Source organism: Chryseobacterium tongliaonense (assembly GCF_041224435.1).
Classification (GTDB): Bacteria; Bacteroidota; Bacteroidia; order Flavobacteriales; family Weeksellaceae; genus Chryseobacterium; species Chryseobacterium tongliaoense.
This window is the reverse complement of record NZ_JBGFFD010000009.1, coordinates 1-17,153: the sequence shown is the minus strand read 5'-3', so window position 1 is coordinate 17,153 and position 17,153 is coordinate 1. Positions and strand designations below refer to the sequence as shown.

Annotated in this window: 15 protein-coding genes and 1 rRNA gene; 7 read left to right on the top strand and 9 right to left on the bottom strand. The window is 35.3% G+C overall.

Translation table 11 applies throughout. The annotated features are described in order from the left end of the window. Positions 1 to 30: 30 nt before the first annotated feature. The gene (gene hutH, locus AB8P06_RS16955; RefSeq protein ID WP_369843432.1) at positions 31 to 1,518 is read right to left on the bottom strand and encodes a histidine ammonia-lyase; all 1,488 of its coding nucleotides are present in this window, start codon (positions 1,516 to 1,518) and stop codon (positions 31 to 33) included. A 127-nt stretch (positions 1,519 to 1,645) separates the two neighbouring features. Between hutH and AB8P06_RS16950 the strand changes: the two genes are divergently transcribed. Beyond that, entirely contained in the window at positions 1,646 to 2,410 is a 765-nt protein-coding gene (locus AB8P06_RS16950) for a hypothetical protein (protein ID WP_369843431.1), read from the top strand. Between the two features lie 88 nt (positions 2,411 to 2,498). Further along, the gene (uvrC, locus tag AB8P06_RS16945; protein WP_369843430.1) at positions 2,499 to 4,289 is read left to right on the top strand and encodes an excinuclease ABC subunit UvrC; all 1,791 of its coding nucleotides are present in this window, start codon (positions 2,499 to 2,501) and stop codon (positions 4,287 to 4,289) included. Here uvrC and AB8P06_RS16940 read toward each other — a convergent pair. From AB8P06_RS16940 to AB8P06_RS20685, 4 genes are read right to left on the bottom strand one after another with little or no spacing between them, the layout of a single operon-like run. Beyond that, positions 4,286 to 5,089, bottom strand: coding sequence for a GLPGLI family protein (locus tag AB8P06_RS16940; RefSeq protein ID WP_369843429.1), 804 nt, complete (start codon positions 5,087 to 5,089; stop codon positions 4,286 to 4,288). The genes uvrC and AB8P06_RS16940 overlap by 4 nt on opposite strands. Before the next feature lie 2 nt (positions 5,090 to 5,091). Continuing rightward, positions 5,092 to 6,090: a hypothetical protein gene (locus AB8P06_RS16935; RefSeq protein WP_369843428.1), complete on the bottom strand. Its 999-nt coding sequence runs from the start codon at positions 6,088 to 6,090 to the stop codon at positions 5,092 to 5,094. Positions 6,091 to 6,101: 11 nt separating this feature from the next. After that, positions 6,102 to 6,995, bottom strand: coding sequence for a hypothetical protein (locus AB8P06_RS16930; protein ID WP_369843427.1), 894 nt, complete (start codon positions 6,993 to 6,995; stop codon positions 6,102 to 6,104). Positions 6,996 to 7,025: 30 nt separating this feature from the next. Beyond that, positions 7,026 to 7,223 (bottom strand): bacteriocin-like protein, encoded by a 198-nt coding sequence (locus tag AB8P06_RS20685; protein WP_440132425.1) that lies wholly within the window; start codon positions 7,221 to 7,223, stop codon positions 7,026 to 7,028. Between the two features lie 167 nt (positions 7,224 to 7,390). Here AB8P06_RS20685 and AB8P06_RS16925 point away from each other — a divergent pair, with 167 nt between their 5' ends. Beyond that, positions 7,391 to 7,738 carry a helix-turn-helix domain-containing protein gene (locus tag AB8P06_RS16925; RefSeq protein WP_369843426.1) on the top strand — a complete coding sequence of 116 codons (348 nt, stop codon included), beginning with the start codon at positions 7,391 to 7,393 and terminating at the stop codon, positions 7,736 to 7,738. A gap of 23 nt (positions 7,739 to 7,761) precedes the next feature. On the opposite strand, the gene AB8P06_RS16920 is transcribed toward AB8P06_RS16925, so the two are convergent. Genes AB8P06_RS16920 through AB8P06_RS16910 form a run of 3 tightly spaced genes read right to left on the bottom strand, consistent with a single transcriptional unit; the run spans position 7,762 to position 10,518 of the window. Beyond that, complete coding sequence (locus AB8P06_RS16920) at positions 7,762 to 8,529, bottom strand: hypothetical protein (RefSeq protein WP_369843425.1); 768 nt, start codon at positions 8,527 to 8,529, stop codon at positions 7,762 to 7,764. 11 nt (positions 8,530 to 8,540) lie between these two features. Beyond that, positions 8,541 to 9,620 (bottom strand): putative type IX sorting system protein PorV2, encoded by a 1,080-nt coding sequence (locus AB8P06_RS16915; RefSeq protein WP_502064277.1) that lies wholly within the window; start codon positions 9,618 to 9,620, stop codon positions 8,541 to 8,543. A gap of 22 nt (positions 9,621 to 9,642) precedes the next feature. After that, on the bottom strand, positions 9,643 to 10,518 hold the full coding sequence (locus AB8P06_RS16910; protein WP_369843423.1) for a DMT family transporter: 876 nt from the start codon (positions 10,516 to 10,518) through the stop codon (positions 9,643 to 9,645). Between the two features lie 94 nt (positions 10,519 to 10,612). Here AB8P06_RS16910 and AB8P06_RS16905 point away from each other — a divergent pair, with 94 nt between their 5' ends. The 4 genes from AB8P06_RS16905 (at position 10,613) to AB8P06_RS16890 (ending at position 16,940) form a co-directional block, all read left to right on the top strand. Continuing rightward, positions 10,613 to 11,422, top strand: a complete 810-nt coding sequence (locus AB8P06_RS16905) for a TerC family protein (protein WP_369843422.1) — start codon at positions 10,613 to 10,615, stop codon at positions 11,420 to 11,422. A 251-nt stretch (positions 11,423 to 11,673) separates the two neighbouring features. After that, entirely contained in the window at positions 11,674 to 13,302 is a 1,629-nt protein-coding gene (locus AB8P06_RS16900) for an acyl-CoA carboxylase subunit beta (protein ID WP_369843421.1), read from the top strand. A 127-nt stretch (positions 13,303 to 13,429) separates the two neighbouring features. Beyond that, a complete protein-coding gene (locus AB8P06_RS16895) occupies positions 13,430 to 16,429 on the top strand; it encodes a reprolysin-like metallopeptidase (RefSeq protein WP_369843420.1) in 3,000 nt (999 codons plus the stop codon). Between the two features lie 91 nt (positions 16,430 to 16,520). Then, positions 16,521 to 16,940: a hypothetical protein gene (locus AB8P06_RS16890; RefSeq protein WP_369843419.1), complete on the top strand. Its 420-nt coding sequence runs from the start codon at positions 16,521 to 16,523 to the stop codon at positions 16,938 to 16,940. A gap of 142 nt (positions 16,941 to 17,082) precedes the next feature. Here the strand turns inward: AB8P06_RS16890 and rrf are convergent. Next, positions 17,083 to 17,153, bottom strand: a 5S ribosomal RNA gene (gene rrf, locus AB8P06_RS20680); the annotation flags it as partial.

Below are 17,153 nucleotides of genomic sequence, written 5' to 3'. Positions count from 1 at the left end.
GAAGCTTTTTAATTATTTGTATGTGAAGGATTAATTCACAATAAATTGTCTTTCATTAATCAGCTCTGCAATAGCCAGCATATCTTTCCCTATTAATCTGTCATCTTCCAGCTTAGCAACCTTAGAACGAAGGATTGTATAGTTTTCCTCAATAATTTTTGAACATTTTGCAGGTCTTCTGAACTCTAATCCCTGTGCCGCAAACATCAATTCTACCGCCAGAATATTCACTAAATTCCCAAGAACCTGGTTGAATTTCCTTCCTGAAATACTTCCCATAGAAACATGGTCTTCCTGTCCCAAACTTGTTGGGATTGAATCTGCAGAAGCCGGGAAACATAATGTTTTATTTTCCGTAACCAAAGCAGCGGACGTATATTGCGGAATCATAAATCCTGAATTCAGTCCTGAGCTTTCCGTCAATAATCTTGGAAGCCCGTATTTACCTTCTAGCAGCAGGTAACTTCTTCTGTCTGAAATATTTCCAAGCTCAGCCGCCGCTAATGTTGCATAATCTAATGGTAAGGCCATTAATTGCCCATGGAAATTTCCTCCGGAGATCGATTCTTCGGCACTTAAAACAATAGGGTTATCTGTCACCGAATTCAGTTCCGTTTCAGCCATTCCTTTAAGGTGTTCAAAAGCATTTCTGCTTGCTCCGTGAACCTGCGGAACACATCTCATGGAATAAGGATCCTGCACTCTTTCACAGTCTTCATGAGCTTTCAGATTTTCAGAATTTTTCAGGAATTTCAGCATTCTTGCCGCTACTTTTTTACTTCCTTCAAACGGCCTGATCTCATGAAGCTCTTTTTTGAACGGGCTCTGAGAACCTCTGTATGCTTCAAGGCTCATCGCAGCAGTCATGTCTGCAAGATCTAATAAATATTCGAATTTCTCCAGTCCTTTGATCGCATGAGCAAGAATAAACTGTGTACCGTTAATTAGACCCAAGCCTTCTTTAGGGCCTAAAGTTAATGGTTCAAGATCATGTTTTTGCAAAACTTCCAGTGTTTCTGAAACCTGATCTCCTTCCCAAACCTGTCCCAATCCTAAAAGAGGCAATACCAGATGAGCCAGTGGAGCCAGATCACCGGATGCTCCCACAGAACCCTGCTCGGGAACGACAGGAATGATATCTTTCTCAAGCATCAGGATCATTCTTTCAATAACTTCCAGGGAAACTCCGGAAAATCCTTTTGATAAGGCATGAACTTTAGCAATCATCATGATTTTTGAAAGCTGTTTATCAATGGGCTTTCCTACTCCTACTGCGTGAGAGATAATTAAATTATACTGCAGTTGAGCCGTTTCATCGGCAGAGATCTTAGTATCGCAAAGAGGCCCGAAACCTGTATTAATCCCATATACACATCGATCTGACTCTACAATTTTCTGAACATTTTTCTGTGATTTTAAAATCTGATCTTTTGCCGCCTTATTAAGCTTGGCTTTATTTGGTTTTTTACAGATCTCCAAAACATCATGGAAACTGAAAACATCTACACCGTATATCATTCTAAAAAAATTTTCTTAAAATTACACATTTAACTATAATTGCAAAAACTAATTTTCAAACCCAATTAATTTTATCAACAAGCGTTTTATTTTATTACTTTTACGCCGATAAAAAAAATAATAATCCATGAAATTCAAAACTTTACTTCTTGCATTATGCTTTGTAAGTACGGCATCTTTTGCCCAGGACAAAGTAAAATACTCTAAAGAACAAATCAAAAAAATGGAAATGTATCTCTTCAATGAAGGATTCAATACTCCATCTCCTAAAAAGACGTCTACCATTATCTTAAAAGACGGAACTTCCCAGAAAGGTTTCTGCAGTAAGATTGAAACTAAAAAAGGGCAAATCTATGAAGTTTCCATCAAAGACAGCATCTCAAAGAAAAATATGGTTTTCAATGCAGATGAAATCAGTGAAATGTATGTATACCCGAGCAATGCGGAAAAATTTGCAAAAGTGGCAAAGTACATGGGAAATATCAGAAACTTCGGGACAAAAAGTTTAAACAAGAATACGACAAACGGACGTATCCATTTTGTAAATCAAACCGTTTCCCTGAAGAACAAGAAAGATGACAAGGAATTCCTAATGCAGCTGATCAACCCGGAATTCAGCGAAATCATTTCTGTTTACCACGATCCGAGAGCTAAAGAAACTACCGGATTTTCAGTGATGGGATCTCCTCAGCTTGGTGGCGGTGTTATCAAATCTTATTACGTAAAAAAAGGGGATAAAATAATGTGGCTTCACAAAGATGATTTTGAAGACAATTATGATTTCCTTTTCGGAGACAATGCGGAATTCATGAAAAAATATCCTAAGAAGTCTGCAGAATGGGATTATTTAAGTTTTCTGATCCAACAATATACCGAAATGAATAACGGATAAAATACATCAGACAGATGATAAAGCTGTAGAAAATTCTACGGCTTTTTTTATTCTTTTAAATCACGGCAGGATTCCGTAATTTTGTTTTATGAATCCTTCTTTAGAATTACAACTCAAAACTTTACCTTCGGAACCCGGCGTCTATCGTTACTATGATAAAAACGAACAGCTATTGTATGTGGGAAAAGCCAAAAACCTGAAGAAAAGGGTTCTCTCCTATTTCAATAAGAACCTGTCGGGATACAGGATCAAGATAATGGTCGGAAAAATCCAGCGGTTGGAAACAACTATTGTAAACAGTGAATATGACGCCCTGTTACTGGAAAACAACCTGATTAAAGAGCATCAGCCTTTTTATAATGTGATGCTTAAGGATGACAAAACTTATCCCTGGATCTGCATCAAAAATGAAGATTTTCCTAGAATTTTTCTGACCAGAAATAAAATCAAAGACGGCTCGGAATATTACGGGCCTTATGCAAAAGTGCGTCCTGCCAAGATCTTGTTAGATACAATTAAGCATATCTATAAGCTCAGAACCTGTAATCTAAATTTATCACCTCAGAAAATTGCTGAGGGAAAATATAAAGTCTGCCTGGAATATCATATTAAAAACTGCGAAGGGCCTTGCGAAGACCTCGAAAGTAAAGAAGAATATGATGAAAAAATAGATGCTATCCGCGGGATCATTAAAGGGGACTTCCGGAAAGCCAAAGATTATCTGGTTGCCCAGATGATGAAACATGCTTCCAATCTTCAGTTTGAGAATGCACAGATCATCAAGGAAAGACTGGATCTTCTGGAAGATTATCAGACTAAAAACACGGTAGTAAACCCGAATATTGATGATGTGGATGTTTTCGGGATGACCAGCGATGAAACTGCAGCTTATGTGAATTTCTTCAAAATCAGGAACGGAAATATCATCCAGAGCTTCACGACGGAGATCAAAAAAATCCTGGAAGAAACGGATGAGGATATTATGGAAGAAGCTTTGATCGAAATCCGCCAGAAATTCGGTTCCGATTCAAAAGAAGTACTGCTTCCTTTCCATTTATCTGTAGAAATTCCGAATGTAAAACTGATTGTTCCTAAAGTCGGAGATAAAAAACGGATCGTTGAGCTTTCTGAAAAAAATGCAAAAGAATACCGTCTGGAGAAATTAAAACAGGTACAGATCGTGGATCCGGAAAGGCATACCACCCGGATTATGGCAGAGATGCAGAAACTTCTGAGAATGCCTGTAGAACCCAGACATATTGAAGGTTTCGATAACTCGAATATCCAGGGAACCAATCCCGTTTCCGCCTGTGTGGTTTTTAAAAACGGAAAACCGAGCAAAGCGGATTACAGAATTTTCCATCCCAAAACCGTAGAAGGTCCTAACGATTTTGCCACCATGGAGGAAGTCATTTACAGACGCTATAAAAGAATGCTTGATGAAGGTGAAAGTCTTCCGCAGCTCATCCTGATCGATGGAGGAAAAGGACAGCTGTCTTCTGCCGTGAAGAGTTTAAGGCTATTAGGTCTTTACGGAAAAATTACCATTGTGGGAATTGCAAAAAGGCTGGAAGAGATTTTCTTTCCTGAAGATCCTATTCCGTTATATCTTGACAAAAAATCAGAGACCCTTAAAATTCTGCAGCAGGTACGGGATGAAGCGCACCGTTTCGGGGTAAGGCATCACAGAACGAGAAGAAAGAATTCTACGATCAAAACCGAGCTGGAAGAAATTCCCGGTGTTGGTGAAAAAACCATTGAGCTGCTTTTATCAAAACTTAAATCTGTAAAACGGATCAAAGAATCCAATCTGGAAACTCTTGAGGAGATTTTAGGGAAAAGTAAGGCAAAGGTGATCTGGGAATATTTTAATGATTAGAAAATTAAAAGATAAATTTTCTTGTCGATAGGATTATTATATCTTTCGAGATATCCATTAATAGAATCATTCATATCCTTATATGATTTATCTTTTTTGCCACTAAAGCTATAATCATATGAGTCACCATAGCTATTTACCAATTTAAAGTTTTGTGATCCGGGATCTTTTAAAAAGTTAGAAATAAATGCTTCAACCTTTTTCTTTTTCAGCCCAACAAATTTACTTGTCTGAAAAGAAAGAATAAAACTTTCAGACGTATATTTGGTAATCTCGATCATTTCGAAACTGTAATCCCCATCTTCAGAATATATCTTCAAAATTAAACTGGGAAGGCCTGAAAATTTGTATGGTCCGTTTATAATTGGGATTTCAGGGGCAAATAATGCAACCCACTTTCTTCCATCTGCTTCTATTTTCGCTTCCTGTACTTTGTAATCATTAAAATCAGAAGTTTTATTGCTTATCTTCCAATCTGCTTTTAAAGGCTCATTAAAAGTAAAATACAGATCGTTAAAATTACCATAATAATTATATTTTTTATCCTCCTGAATGACCGTAAACCTTAAATAGGTCTGATCTTCTTTTTGGCTGTTTATGGAGTCTTTTTTATAGTTATAGAAAATGCTTTTAGATTTAGGCAGGGTTTCTAAGCGCATATATTCTGTTTTAAGATCGTTTTTTTCTTTTTTAGGGCGAAAATTTACTTTATAGAGAACCTGATAGTTTTGGGAAAAACCAAAGAACACCCCGCTAAACAGGAATATAAAAAAAAGTAAATGATTAATTTTTATACTCATTATTAATTGTTGAATTTTTCTTTTAGTACTTTTTCATAATATTCCTTTTCCGGACTATTTATGTGATTTGAGTACTTCAATTTATTTATAAAATAATACTTTTGACAGCTTTGCGGAATATACTGATTGACGGCATCATCCCCCGTATTTTCAATGATGGGATATTTGGGAAGCGCTATATTAATTTGATTGATATGTTGTGCTAAGACTTCAATTGTATTGTACTGGATTTTGTATTCGCAGCTATAATCTTCAATATCTCTTTTGAGATATTTATTATAGTAGTACAAAACCACTTCTCTTGTCCTAAGATCTAAAGTTTTACTACCCGAAAAAATAAGATATACAGATGATAACCAGTCATTAATGGCATATTTTCCAATCCGTTTATAGATCTCATCTTCCTTATCAAGCGGTGAAGCATTGAGGGATTTTTTGATTTTATTAAGATAATCTGCCAAAACTATGGTGGAAAAATTAATCAGTCCTTGAGTGTTTTTCTTTTTATAATAAATATCTATATATTTTGCTTCGTTTATATACAGTATCCAATGTTGCTGATTGACAACTAAGCTATGCAAAGAATCTCTGTCACCTTTAAATTTAATGAAATGATCTTGATCATAATTGCCTATAGTCATCTTTAGAGACTCATCAGGCTTCAGGAAAAGAGGAACATCCTTACTTATATTCTTTCCGTTGTCATACATAATATTCAGATAACGAATCTCGTTGCCAGAAATTGTTTTGCTTTCCCCGCCCTTCAATTTTATTTTCTGATCTTTGTATTTAATTGTAAGGGCATAATCATTTTTATTGTCAATAGCTATTTTTTGACTGAAAAGATTAAAAAACAGAAACAGTAAAAGAATACTGAATATTCTTTTACTATATCTGTCTAAAGATTGTAATATTAATGAGTTAGTTAATATCATCTGATGTCGATTATGATCAGCAGTCAGTTCTGTAGAGGTCATGTGCATCCCAACATTCTGTAGCACTATTTGGTGATTTAATTGTTGAATTTTTCTTTTAAAATTTTTTCATAAGTCTCTGCTTTAGGATCTTTCCTGTAATTTAAATAGTTATATAGTCCTTTAAAATAAAATGCCTGACAACTTTTACTTAGAAATTGATTGACAGAATCATCCTCAGATTTTTCAATAATATCATATTTAGGTAAGAAGATACCGAGTTCTTTTCCATGCTCGGCATATCTTCGCATTATATCATATTGCTCATATCTGTTGCATGAGAAATCATTTACCTCGTTTTTGATATATTTGTTGAAATAATACAGCATAATTTCTTTTTCAGTATTGCCCAAATCTTTAGTGTCAATAATTGTAAAAATAGAGAATAACCAGAAGCTGATTGTAGATTTTTCAATCTTTTTATACAAATTATCTTCTTTTTCTAAAGAGGATTTATTTAGTTTTATTATTTTTTTGAGTACATTGTCTAATGTGATTTCTGACATTCCAATCATACCCTTCACATCATTTTTTTGATATTTTTTTTGATAATCTACCATACGAATATATAAATCATATGTAAGACTTTTGAAAATATAATTATGAAGACTATCTCTATCTCCTTTAAAATATATATTGTTTTGTCTATTTCCTATTGTTAATGACTCTTTTAAGTGTAAGAAAACAGGAATATTTATTTTTAAATCTTTATTTTTGCTTTGAAGTATATCAATATTTGTTATTTCACTTTTTTCCTGAATCGTTTTACTTTCATGGCTTCCAATTTCAATTTGATTTTTAAAAAAAATAACTTCAATCGGAAAATCATTTTTATTTTCAATAGTAAGCTTTTGTGCAGGATAAAAACAAGAAAACAGGAGAATAATTAATATCCTCCCAATTTTTTTTTTCTTATAGTTTTTTAATTGCATATATAGACTTAAGAAATTTCTATAAATTAATTAGTTTACACAACTTGCTTCTCCCCTGTAACAAGCACAACTATTGAAGCATTGTGCTGCACTAGGTGATATTATATCAATTGCAGGGCGTCCTTGAATAGGGCTTGAAGCCGTACTTCCATGACAATGGCAATTAGTTTCAACCCCTCCACTGATAGTTTGTAGCTCATTTCTTGAAAGTGCTTTTAAATTTCTCATAAAATTTAACTTTTAAAATTAATAATATTTTTTTCACCAAAGTATATCGCGATAACTTTTTCTAAAAATAATACACGATCAAGTGAATTTTCAATAAGTTTACTTATAAAATCAATAAGTAATTTTATAATCTTAAAAAGTTTAGTATTTTTCAAAAAAACAGATTGATGAGTTTAGGAGTAAAACTTAGGAATTTAAGACACAGCAAAGACTGGTCTCAAGTAGAAATAGCAGACCGTTTAAAAATTTCCCAACCTGCATATCATCTTTGGGAAACAGACCAGGCTAAACCTACGACAGAAAATTTGTTGAAAATTTCTGAAGTTTACAATATGGACTTATATTCACTGTTAGATTTCAAAGACCAAAGAATCAACCCACAGTATTATCCTACTGATCCTAAATTATTAGAAAACCTGATTAAAAATCAAAATCAGATTTCGCAACAACAGGAACAGATAACCAAATTAATGGAGAATCAAAATAAGATGATTGAAAATCTCTTAAAAAAGTAAAAGATATATGAGATCGTCAGTTTTTATTTCCCGGAAAAAACTTCTTTAGCATATTCCCCGTTGGATTGTGGAATTTCTATTACAATATTTCCATTTTCAAAATAACCGATGGTAGAACTTCCGTTTTCTAATTTCACTCTGAAAACATCTTTCTTCGTTGTTGCTTTAAATGTAGCATATGGGACAGAACTTTCCGAACCTACCAGAATAAACTGGCTGCCGTCAATCTGAACTTTCTGTAAATTGAGTTTTCCGTTGCTGTATTTCTTAGCTGTATTTTCTGTGGAAACCGGAGTATTTTCTACCGGTGAACTTGCACTTGTTGCTGATACCGGTTCGGCTTTAACTTCTTCTACGTGATTAACAATAGCAACAGGATTAGACACAGGAACATTTACAATAGTTTGTCTCAAAGCATCCTGAAATCCTTCCTTATAATCTTTAATCGTCGAACTTGCCTTGATGGACTGTAAGACTTTATCGTGACAGTCTTTAAACTGCAAAACAACTTTATTTCTTAAAAAGCTGCTGTCATCCAGAATATCCGCCTTTAAAGTATTACAGGAATTGTCACCTTTCGATTCTGAAGGCCACTGATCTTTATCTCCCTGAAGGGTAACGTATTTTTTTCCTTTCAAAGCTTTCGCCAGGAAATCACCTAACCCAAAATCATTATCCTGCTTAAAGCTTGGAAATTTGTCAGGAATAGAAATATATTTATAATCCGATACTTTTTGTCCGAAAACAATCATTGAACAAATGGTGAAGATAAATACTGATAGCTTTTTCATTGTTTTAAATTTTAATCATTTCTAAAGGCTCCCATATCCAATTTAAGAGAGAAGAAATTGGAGTAGAAATTAGATCCGCCAATTCCTGAGTTGGTAATAGCATAATCAAGGGTAAGTCCTCTGTATCTTATCCCGATACCGGCACTGGGCTGGAAAGATACTTTTCTTTTTAAATCTTCAATATCTGTGATTGACTGGAAACGATTTACCCCCAATCTCACAAAGATCATTTTCTGATATCCCAGTTCAGCTCCCAGATAAGGAGTAATGCTTGCAAAGTCTGTGGAGATCAATGCTGCTGTTTTAGCAAAATCTATATTTAAACCTGCTTCCGGCAATACATATACACTGCTGTTGATTTCAAATACTTTGCTGGCTCCTACATTCAGCTTAGGCATGGTAAGTTCCATTTTATCTTTTGGCGCGGGGTTGAATTCTTCCCCATTTACCACTGTAGACAATTCTTTCTGATTGATGCTCCAGAAGTTGACCGTAGTCGTAGCATCACGAAGCATACCTCCAAATTTCCAGCCGTTGTCTGCCTTATAAATAGCTCCCACATCAAAACCGAATCCATATCCATTGGCAAACTTTCCTACATTTCTGTATACGATCTTTGCGTTGACCCCAACATCCAGTTTAGGATTTCCTCCGGGATGAAAAGCATAAGAAAGGATAGCTGCATAGTCAGACTGTGAGAATTTAGTGATCTTATCATAATCGATATTCCCTTCGGAATCAATCATCTGGGTAGTATTCAAAATATTATCAACTCCAAGTCTTACTACCGAAACACCAAAAACACCTTCTTCCAATACTTTAGCGTAAGCCAGATAATCATATTTGGCAATAGATTCAAAATATTCTGCGTGCATTGCAGCTCCCTGCCAGTCTCGGTCAATAGACATCAAACCTGCCGGGTTCCACATGGGAGAATATACATCATCCTGATTGGAAATTACCGCTCCTCCCATAGCAAGCCCTCTTGCGCCGGCTCCTATATTTAAAAATTCGTTGGAGTATTTTCTTATAATCTGAGACTGGGAAATCCCAAATATCAAAGAAAAAACAAGTAAAAGATATTTTTTCATCATATACATTTGATGCTTATAGTTAAAGTTTTTTTGTTTTCCTGGCTTTTATCAATCCGTTCACAATAATAGCCAGTATCATTACAAATGAAGCAATATAAAATATGGGGCTCATATGCTCTGATTCGCCAAAGATAAAAAAAGCTAGTATAATTCCGTAAACCGGTTCTAAATTAACTGTTAAAATTAGTGTAAATGGCGAAATATATTTCATTAAATTTACAGATTCCAGCATGGGAAAAGCCGTAAAAACACTCGCCAACAAGCATATTAACGCAATATCCCGGTAATTTATTTCATTCATCTGAAAAATTTGGCCTGAGAACGAATAAAATATTAATAAAACTACCCATCCACAGAAAATTTCATAAAAAATAATATTCCCTGAGCTCGTTTTCCCAAACATTTTTCCATTGAAAACAGAGAAAATAGTTCCGAATATGGCACACAGAATACCATAGAAAATCCCTTCTTTATATTGAAATTCAGTCTTAAAAATCAAAAGGATACAGGCAACAATAACAACGCCCATAATCACTTCCGAAGCATCAATTTTCCTTTTAAAAATAATGGGCTCCAATATTGATGCAAAAAGAGTGGATAATGATAAACAGCTCAATGCTATGGAGACATTTGACACTTTAATGGAATAAAAGAAGCAAAACCAGTGTATTGCCATGGCAGTACCGATAGCTGCCAGCTGAAAAAATATTTTCCGGGAAACTTTAATGCTTTCTTTTTTATAAACTCTTATAAATGCATACAGGAAAATAGCTGCAAACAGCATTCTGTAAAATACGAGAATCTGTGCATTGGCATGAATCAGTTTTCCTAAAATTGCAGTGAATCCCCACAAAAAAACAATTAAATGCAATCTGAAAAGCGCTAATTTATGCATAATCTACCTCCTTTAAATTTTTAACATGCAAATGTACAAATAGCTTTTGCAAATCTTACAAAAAACATAAATTTACTCTCATAAAAATACACCTATGGAATTTTTAGACGTCTTTTCATCAGCAAATGCATGGTTTGCCTTACTTACTTTAACATTTCTGGAAATCGTATTGGGAATCGACAATATTGTATTCATTTCGATAGTTTCCAATAAAATTGATCCGAAAGATCAGAGAAAAGCACGCAATACAGGACTTTTTCTGGCTATGCTTTTCAGAATTGCATTATTATTCGGAATTCAGTGGGTAGTAAGTCTTAACCAGCCGTTGTTTCAGATCAACTGGTCCTGGTTTCATGGGTATGTTACGGGGCAGTCAATTATTATTTTCCTGGGCGGTTTATTCCTTTTGTATAAATCTGTTTCTGAAATTCACCATAAAATTGAGGGCGACGAACATCTTGAAGTTTCAGGCAGTAAGAGTTCTCTCTGGGGATCGATCATACAGATTGCCCTTTTAAATCTGGTTTTTTCTTTTGACAGTATATTAACGGCAGTCGGTTTGGTCAGTTTTAAAGAATTTGGAAATGGCGGAGCCTTGTTTATCATGATCCTTGCCGTTATTTTTTCTATTGCTATTATGATGCTGTTTGCAGGACCTGTAAGTAAATTTGTCAATGAACATCCCACCATTCAGATTTTAGGGCTGTCTTTTTTAATTTTAATCGGCGTAATGCTTTTAGCAGAGTCTTCTCATTTAGGGCATTTCAGCTTATTCGGGCAGGAAGTCGGCGTTATTCCGAAAGGCTATCTTTATTTTGCAATTTTCTTTTCCTTAATGGTTGAATTTATCAATATGAAAATGAAAAAAAATATAAAATCTTTTAACATTCATAAAAAACCCTGAAAGTTTGTTCAACTTTCAGGGCCTTCAAATAATAAACTATTAAAAAAATAAACTAGGAACTTAGAGTATTTGTGTACAGATTATTATCTCTACTACTCTATCGTAAAGTTAGAAAAAATATCAGTGGTTTAAAAATATTTTTTTGTTAAATATTTCACAAATTTCTGAGAACCAATATATTAAACACTTGTTTACTTCTATTTGCATTATATGTAAATTATAGTATCTTTAGCCGTGAAAAATTGAAATTTATGGACATTGAATTCAACAAACGAGAAGATCAAAATCGGTTGAGACTATCTGAAATAAACCGTCTGCTTGCTGAAATAAAAAAAGGGGGTGGTGAAAAAAGGCTTCAGAAGCTGCGTGATGAGGGAAAAATGACGGCAAGAGAAAGGATTGAATATCTTCTCGATAAAGGTTCGGATTCTATTGAAATAGGGGCGTTTGCAGGCTACGAAATGTATCAGGAACACGGTGGCTGCCCTGGTGGCGGTGTAGTCGTGGTAATGGGATATGTTTCCGGAAGACAGTGTCTGGTAGTAGCCAATGATGCTTCAGTAAAAGCCGGAGCATGGTTTCCGATAACAGGAAAGAAAAACCTGAGAGCCCAGGAAATTGCCATGGAAAACAAACTTCCGATCATCTATCTGGTAGATTCTGCAGGAGTTTATCTTCCGATGCAGGATGAAATTTTCCCTGATAAAGAGCATTTTGGAAGGATTTTCAGAAACAATGCTAAAATGAGTTCTATGGGAATCATCCAGATATCAGCGGTAATGGGGAGTTGTGTTGCCGGAGGTGCTTATCTTCCGATTATGAGTGATGAAGCTATGATTGTGGATAAAACCGGCTCCATCTTCCTTGCAGGAAGTTATCTTGTAAAAGCTGCCATCGGAGAAAGTATCGATAATGAAACCCTTGGAGGAGCGACTACCCATTGTTCTATCTCGGGAGTTACAGATTATAAGGCTAAAGACGATAAAGATGCTTTAGACAGAATTAAAAATATCATGAAATCTATCGGTAGTACTGAAAAAGCAGGATTTGATAGAATTGAAAGTTTTCCGCCGAAAGAAACCCCGGACCATATCTTTGGGATTATGCCGGTTTCCAGAGCTGAACAGTATGATACCTATGAAATTATAAAATGTCTGGTGGATAATTCAGAATACGAAGAATATAAAGGCGATTATGGTAAAAGCATTGTTTGTGCTACAGCAAGAATTGACGGATGGTCTATAGGAATCGTAGCTAATCAGAGAAAACTTGTAAAAAGCGGAAAAGGAGAAATGCAGTTCGGAGGTGTGATCTATTCCGATTCGGCAGATAAGGCTACCAGATTTATTGCAAACTGTAACCAGAGAAAAATTCCTTTGGTGTTTTTACAGGACGTTACCGGATTTATGGTAGGTTCAAAATCCGAGCATGGAGGAATCATTAAAGATGGGGCAAAGATGGTAAATGCCGTTTCTAATTCTGTAGTTCCTAAATTTACGATCATTACCGGAAACTCTTACGGAGCAGGAAACTATGCGATGTGCGGAAAAGCTTATGACCCAAGATTAATTGTAGCATGGCCGTGGGCAGATCTTGCGGTAATGGGTGGTGCACAGGCTGCAAAAGTATTGGCTCAGATCCAGGAGTCTACTTTGAAAAAACAAGGTAAAGAGATTACGGAAGAAGAACATAATGAGATTCTGGATACCATTTCCAAAAGATATCAAAAACAGACAGAAGCTACCTATGCGGCTGCAAGACTTTGGACAGACGCTATTATTAACCCTACAGATACCAGAAAATGGATTTCTATGGGTATTGAAGCAGCTAATCACGCTCCAATTACTGAAAAATTTAACCTAGGAGTTATCCAGGTGTGAAAAATATTTTTATTTAATTAAAAAAAAGTGATTGTTTTAAACAATTCACTAAAATAACGGCAATGTGATGAAAAATTCACATTGCCGTTATTTTTTATTTATTACATTTACAAAAAATCACCAAGTCATGAAATACAAATTATTTTTAGTTATTCTAATAGTTTTTAACTATTCTTTTGGGCAGACCTTTTCAACAGATGCTTTGCCTGGTAATGTTTTCCGATTAGATTTTCAAAAATTTGAAAGTCAGTTCAGTGAAAGCCGTTTGAAAAAAGAAAAAATTTCGCGGGGATTTATTGATCTTCCCGGTGAAAATGGAAAGAACGTAAGATTCACTTTAAGTGAAAATAATCTTACAGAAAAAAGGCTTGATGCTATCCTTACTTTTGACGGAGTAAGTGATGATATGACATCTTCTTTAAAATTGTCAGTTTTTAAAGATCATCTCAATGCAGTCCTCAAAACCGGCAGCGGGTACTTTTTTGTAGAACCTTACAAAACTGCTCCCGGTGAGTATAGAATCTACAGTGCTTTTACAAATTTTGGAGACCGGCTTACCTGTGGAGTCGAAGACAGTGATATCATCAAAGAATTAAATGCAATAAAACCATCCCTGACTTCAAAATCAGCCGCAAATTTTCCTTTCGGAAACCAGATCAGGAAATTCAGGTTAGCAGTGGCTGCTACCGGTGAATTTGCCCAGGCTTTTGGTGGGAATAAAGATAATGCTCTGGCAGAATTGGTAAATATGGTGAATCTGATCAATAAGATCTATGAATCTGAAGTTTCTGTGACATTCAGCCTTATTGCCGAAACAACCAACAAAACTCTGATATTTACAGATCCTGCTACAGATCCGTTCACTGTAGATCCATCCTTTGCCAGTGCTGCTAATTCGCAAACCGGTTTTAATACGCTAAATACCAATACAGCACTTATCTACAGTAAATATGATATAGGACATACATTTAATATCTTAAGCAGTGGTGGCGCTCAGGGGCAGGCTGGTCCGCAACCTTGCAACAATAGTTCAAAAGCAAGAGCATGGAGCCAATGGGCTCTAACAATGCCTAAAGGAATTGTTGCCGGTTTAATTGCTCACGAAATGGGACATCAATTCTCTGCCGGACATACTTACAATGCAGTCGGAGGAAGTACGAGCAGCCCTACATTCTGTACAAGCGGCTGGAACTCGGGTGCAGCTGTTGAACCGGGTGGAGGAACAACAATTATGGGTTATTCCAGCAATTGTACAACACCAAACAATCAGACCAACAACGGCAATAATAATTTAAATTATTTCAATGTAAGAAGTTTAGATCAAATTCTTGCCTATCTGCAGTCATCTGCTAATTGTTTTACTACTGTAGCAAGTACCAACCTTCCTCCTTCTGCTAATGCCGGAGCAGATATTACGATCCCCAAAAATACACCGTTTAAATTAAAAGGAATTGCCAGTGATCCAAATAACAGTAACCTGTCCTATACCTGGGAACAAGCTGATATAGCTACTGCTAATGATAAAGGGGCATTTGGCTCTACCATTAACGGAACCGGCGGCTATTCGGCTGTCAACAGTACTACGGCACCATTATTCCGTTCTGAACAAAGTACATCGACTACAGAAAGATATTTTCCAAAGATGCAGTTTGTTATTAACAATCAAAATAACCCTCCTACCAATGATGCGGAAGCTTTGTCTTTAGTGGCGAGAACAATGAAATTCCGTTTTACGGTAAGAGACAATAATATTACTAATGGTGGTTTGGATTCTGATGAAATCGTTGTAACGGTAGGTAATACCGGTCCATTGACTGTTACCTATCCAAACGCAACTGGTATTTCAGTTGCATCCAACACTAACGTCACTGTAACATGGGCAGTCAACAATACAAATACCATCAAAAGCAATGTTGACATTCTATTGTCTATAGACGGAGGTATATCATTTCCTTATACTTTAGCAGCGAATGTTTTAAATAACGGAAGCTCAAGTGTTACTATTCCTTATCTTCCTGCTACAAATAAAGCAAGGATTAAAGTGGTAGGGGCTATCAATCCATATGCAGAATTTTTTGATATATCTGATAACAATTTTACAATAACATCAAATTGTGCAGCATATCCTTCATATATCACTCCGAAATCTTCTGTTACAGCTATTTCAGGCAGCACATCAACCAATCTGAATATGTCTGTTCCCCCAGCCGCAGGTGATCCATATACTTCTAAAACCATTGTATATAATGCAGCTCCTACTAACAATAATATCATTACATACAATGATTCTTCAATGACAACTGCAGTATCTGCAATCACTAATTATATATCAAATATATTCAAATTCAGAGTTACAGAGAGCGGAACCTATACTTTTACGAGAACCCTGTCTTCTTTCCTAATTACATCGGTACACAGTGGTAATCCTGCATCGGTTTCCAACTTTTTAACTTCAAATGCATATAAGAACGGTTCAAGTTATACTGCCAATGCAGCTACAAAACCTGTGGTATTAAATGAAGGCGTTGATTATTATTTTATTATTTCAAACTTTTCCAATCCGGCAAATAATATAACTTACACTATTAACGTTGATGGACCTGGAAGCTTTTATGAAACATCAACAGCTCCGGCCGGTTACAGTTACACATTTGCTGCGATCAACAATTCAACAGGTAAAATTCAATCAGTAAGCCCGACAGCAAATTTTACTTCTCTACCTGCGGGTACCTATATTGTAAAAGGTATATCATACAACAGTTCTGTGAATGCTTTAACTTTTGTAGGTAAGAGCATGAGCGAACTTATTGCTTTAAAAATCTGTTTAAATGAAAGCAGAAACTCCAGAACATTAAATATTACTTCAGCTAAGAATTTAGATACAAAAGATCTTTACAGTGACAGCGATATTAAAATTGTGCCCAATCCCGTAAACGATATTCTTTCTGTGATTACTCAGAAAGAGATCAGTTATTACGAAATCTATGACAGATCTGGAAGAAATATAACCGGTAAACAAAAATATTCAGGGAGCATCAGCTTCAAAGAATATACATCCGGTATATATATTATAAGGTTTTTTGACAAGGAAAATCTCATCCATCAGGAAACTGTCATTAAAAAATAATATTTGTTCATAAATATAATTGAGGTGGTTTAATAGCCATCTCTTTTTTTATGTGCAAAAAGCATTACTTTTAACCTTAAAATGACAGATAATGAAAAAAACAATGTTGCTATTAATTCTTTTTATTTTTAATATTCTATGTTCTCAAAGCAGGGAATATCAGTTTAAATTTGACGCTAAAAAATTTAGAAAAGAGTTTATAAGAGGTAAGAAACAGCCTCTTCAGCTCAGAATATTTGATCTTAACGGAAAAGAACTGATATTTAATGTATTTGAAAGCAGCATTTCAGAGCAACCCATTCAAAATATAAATACTTTCAAAGGAATTAGTGTGGATGGGACGAAAAAAATTACATTTATTTTAACCCAAACTGCGATCTCCGGATCTTATTCCGATAAAGAAACGGAAGTTTATTTTAATCCCGTTATTAATAAAAAATGCACCTATAAAGTTTATATCCCAATTAATACTCATCCCGGACAGGAACAAGACTTTCTAAAAGATAGATGATTGATAACTAATGATTGATAATGATTCGGAGGTGTCTACTCTCCATTACCTACTACCTATTCCCTATCACCTACTACCTATTCTCCTATATGTATATAACAAAAAAAGTCTCACACAAAACTGTATGAGACTTTTAAATAAAAACTGGCGGCGACCTACTCTCCCGCTTTCGCAGTACCATCGGCGCTGGTGGGCTTAACTTCTGTGTTCGGA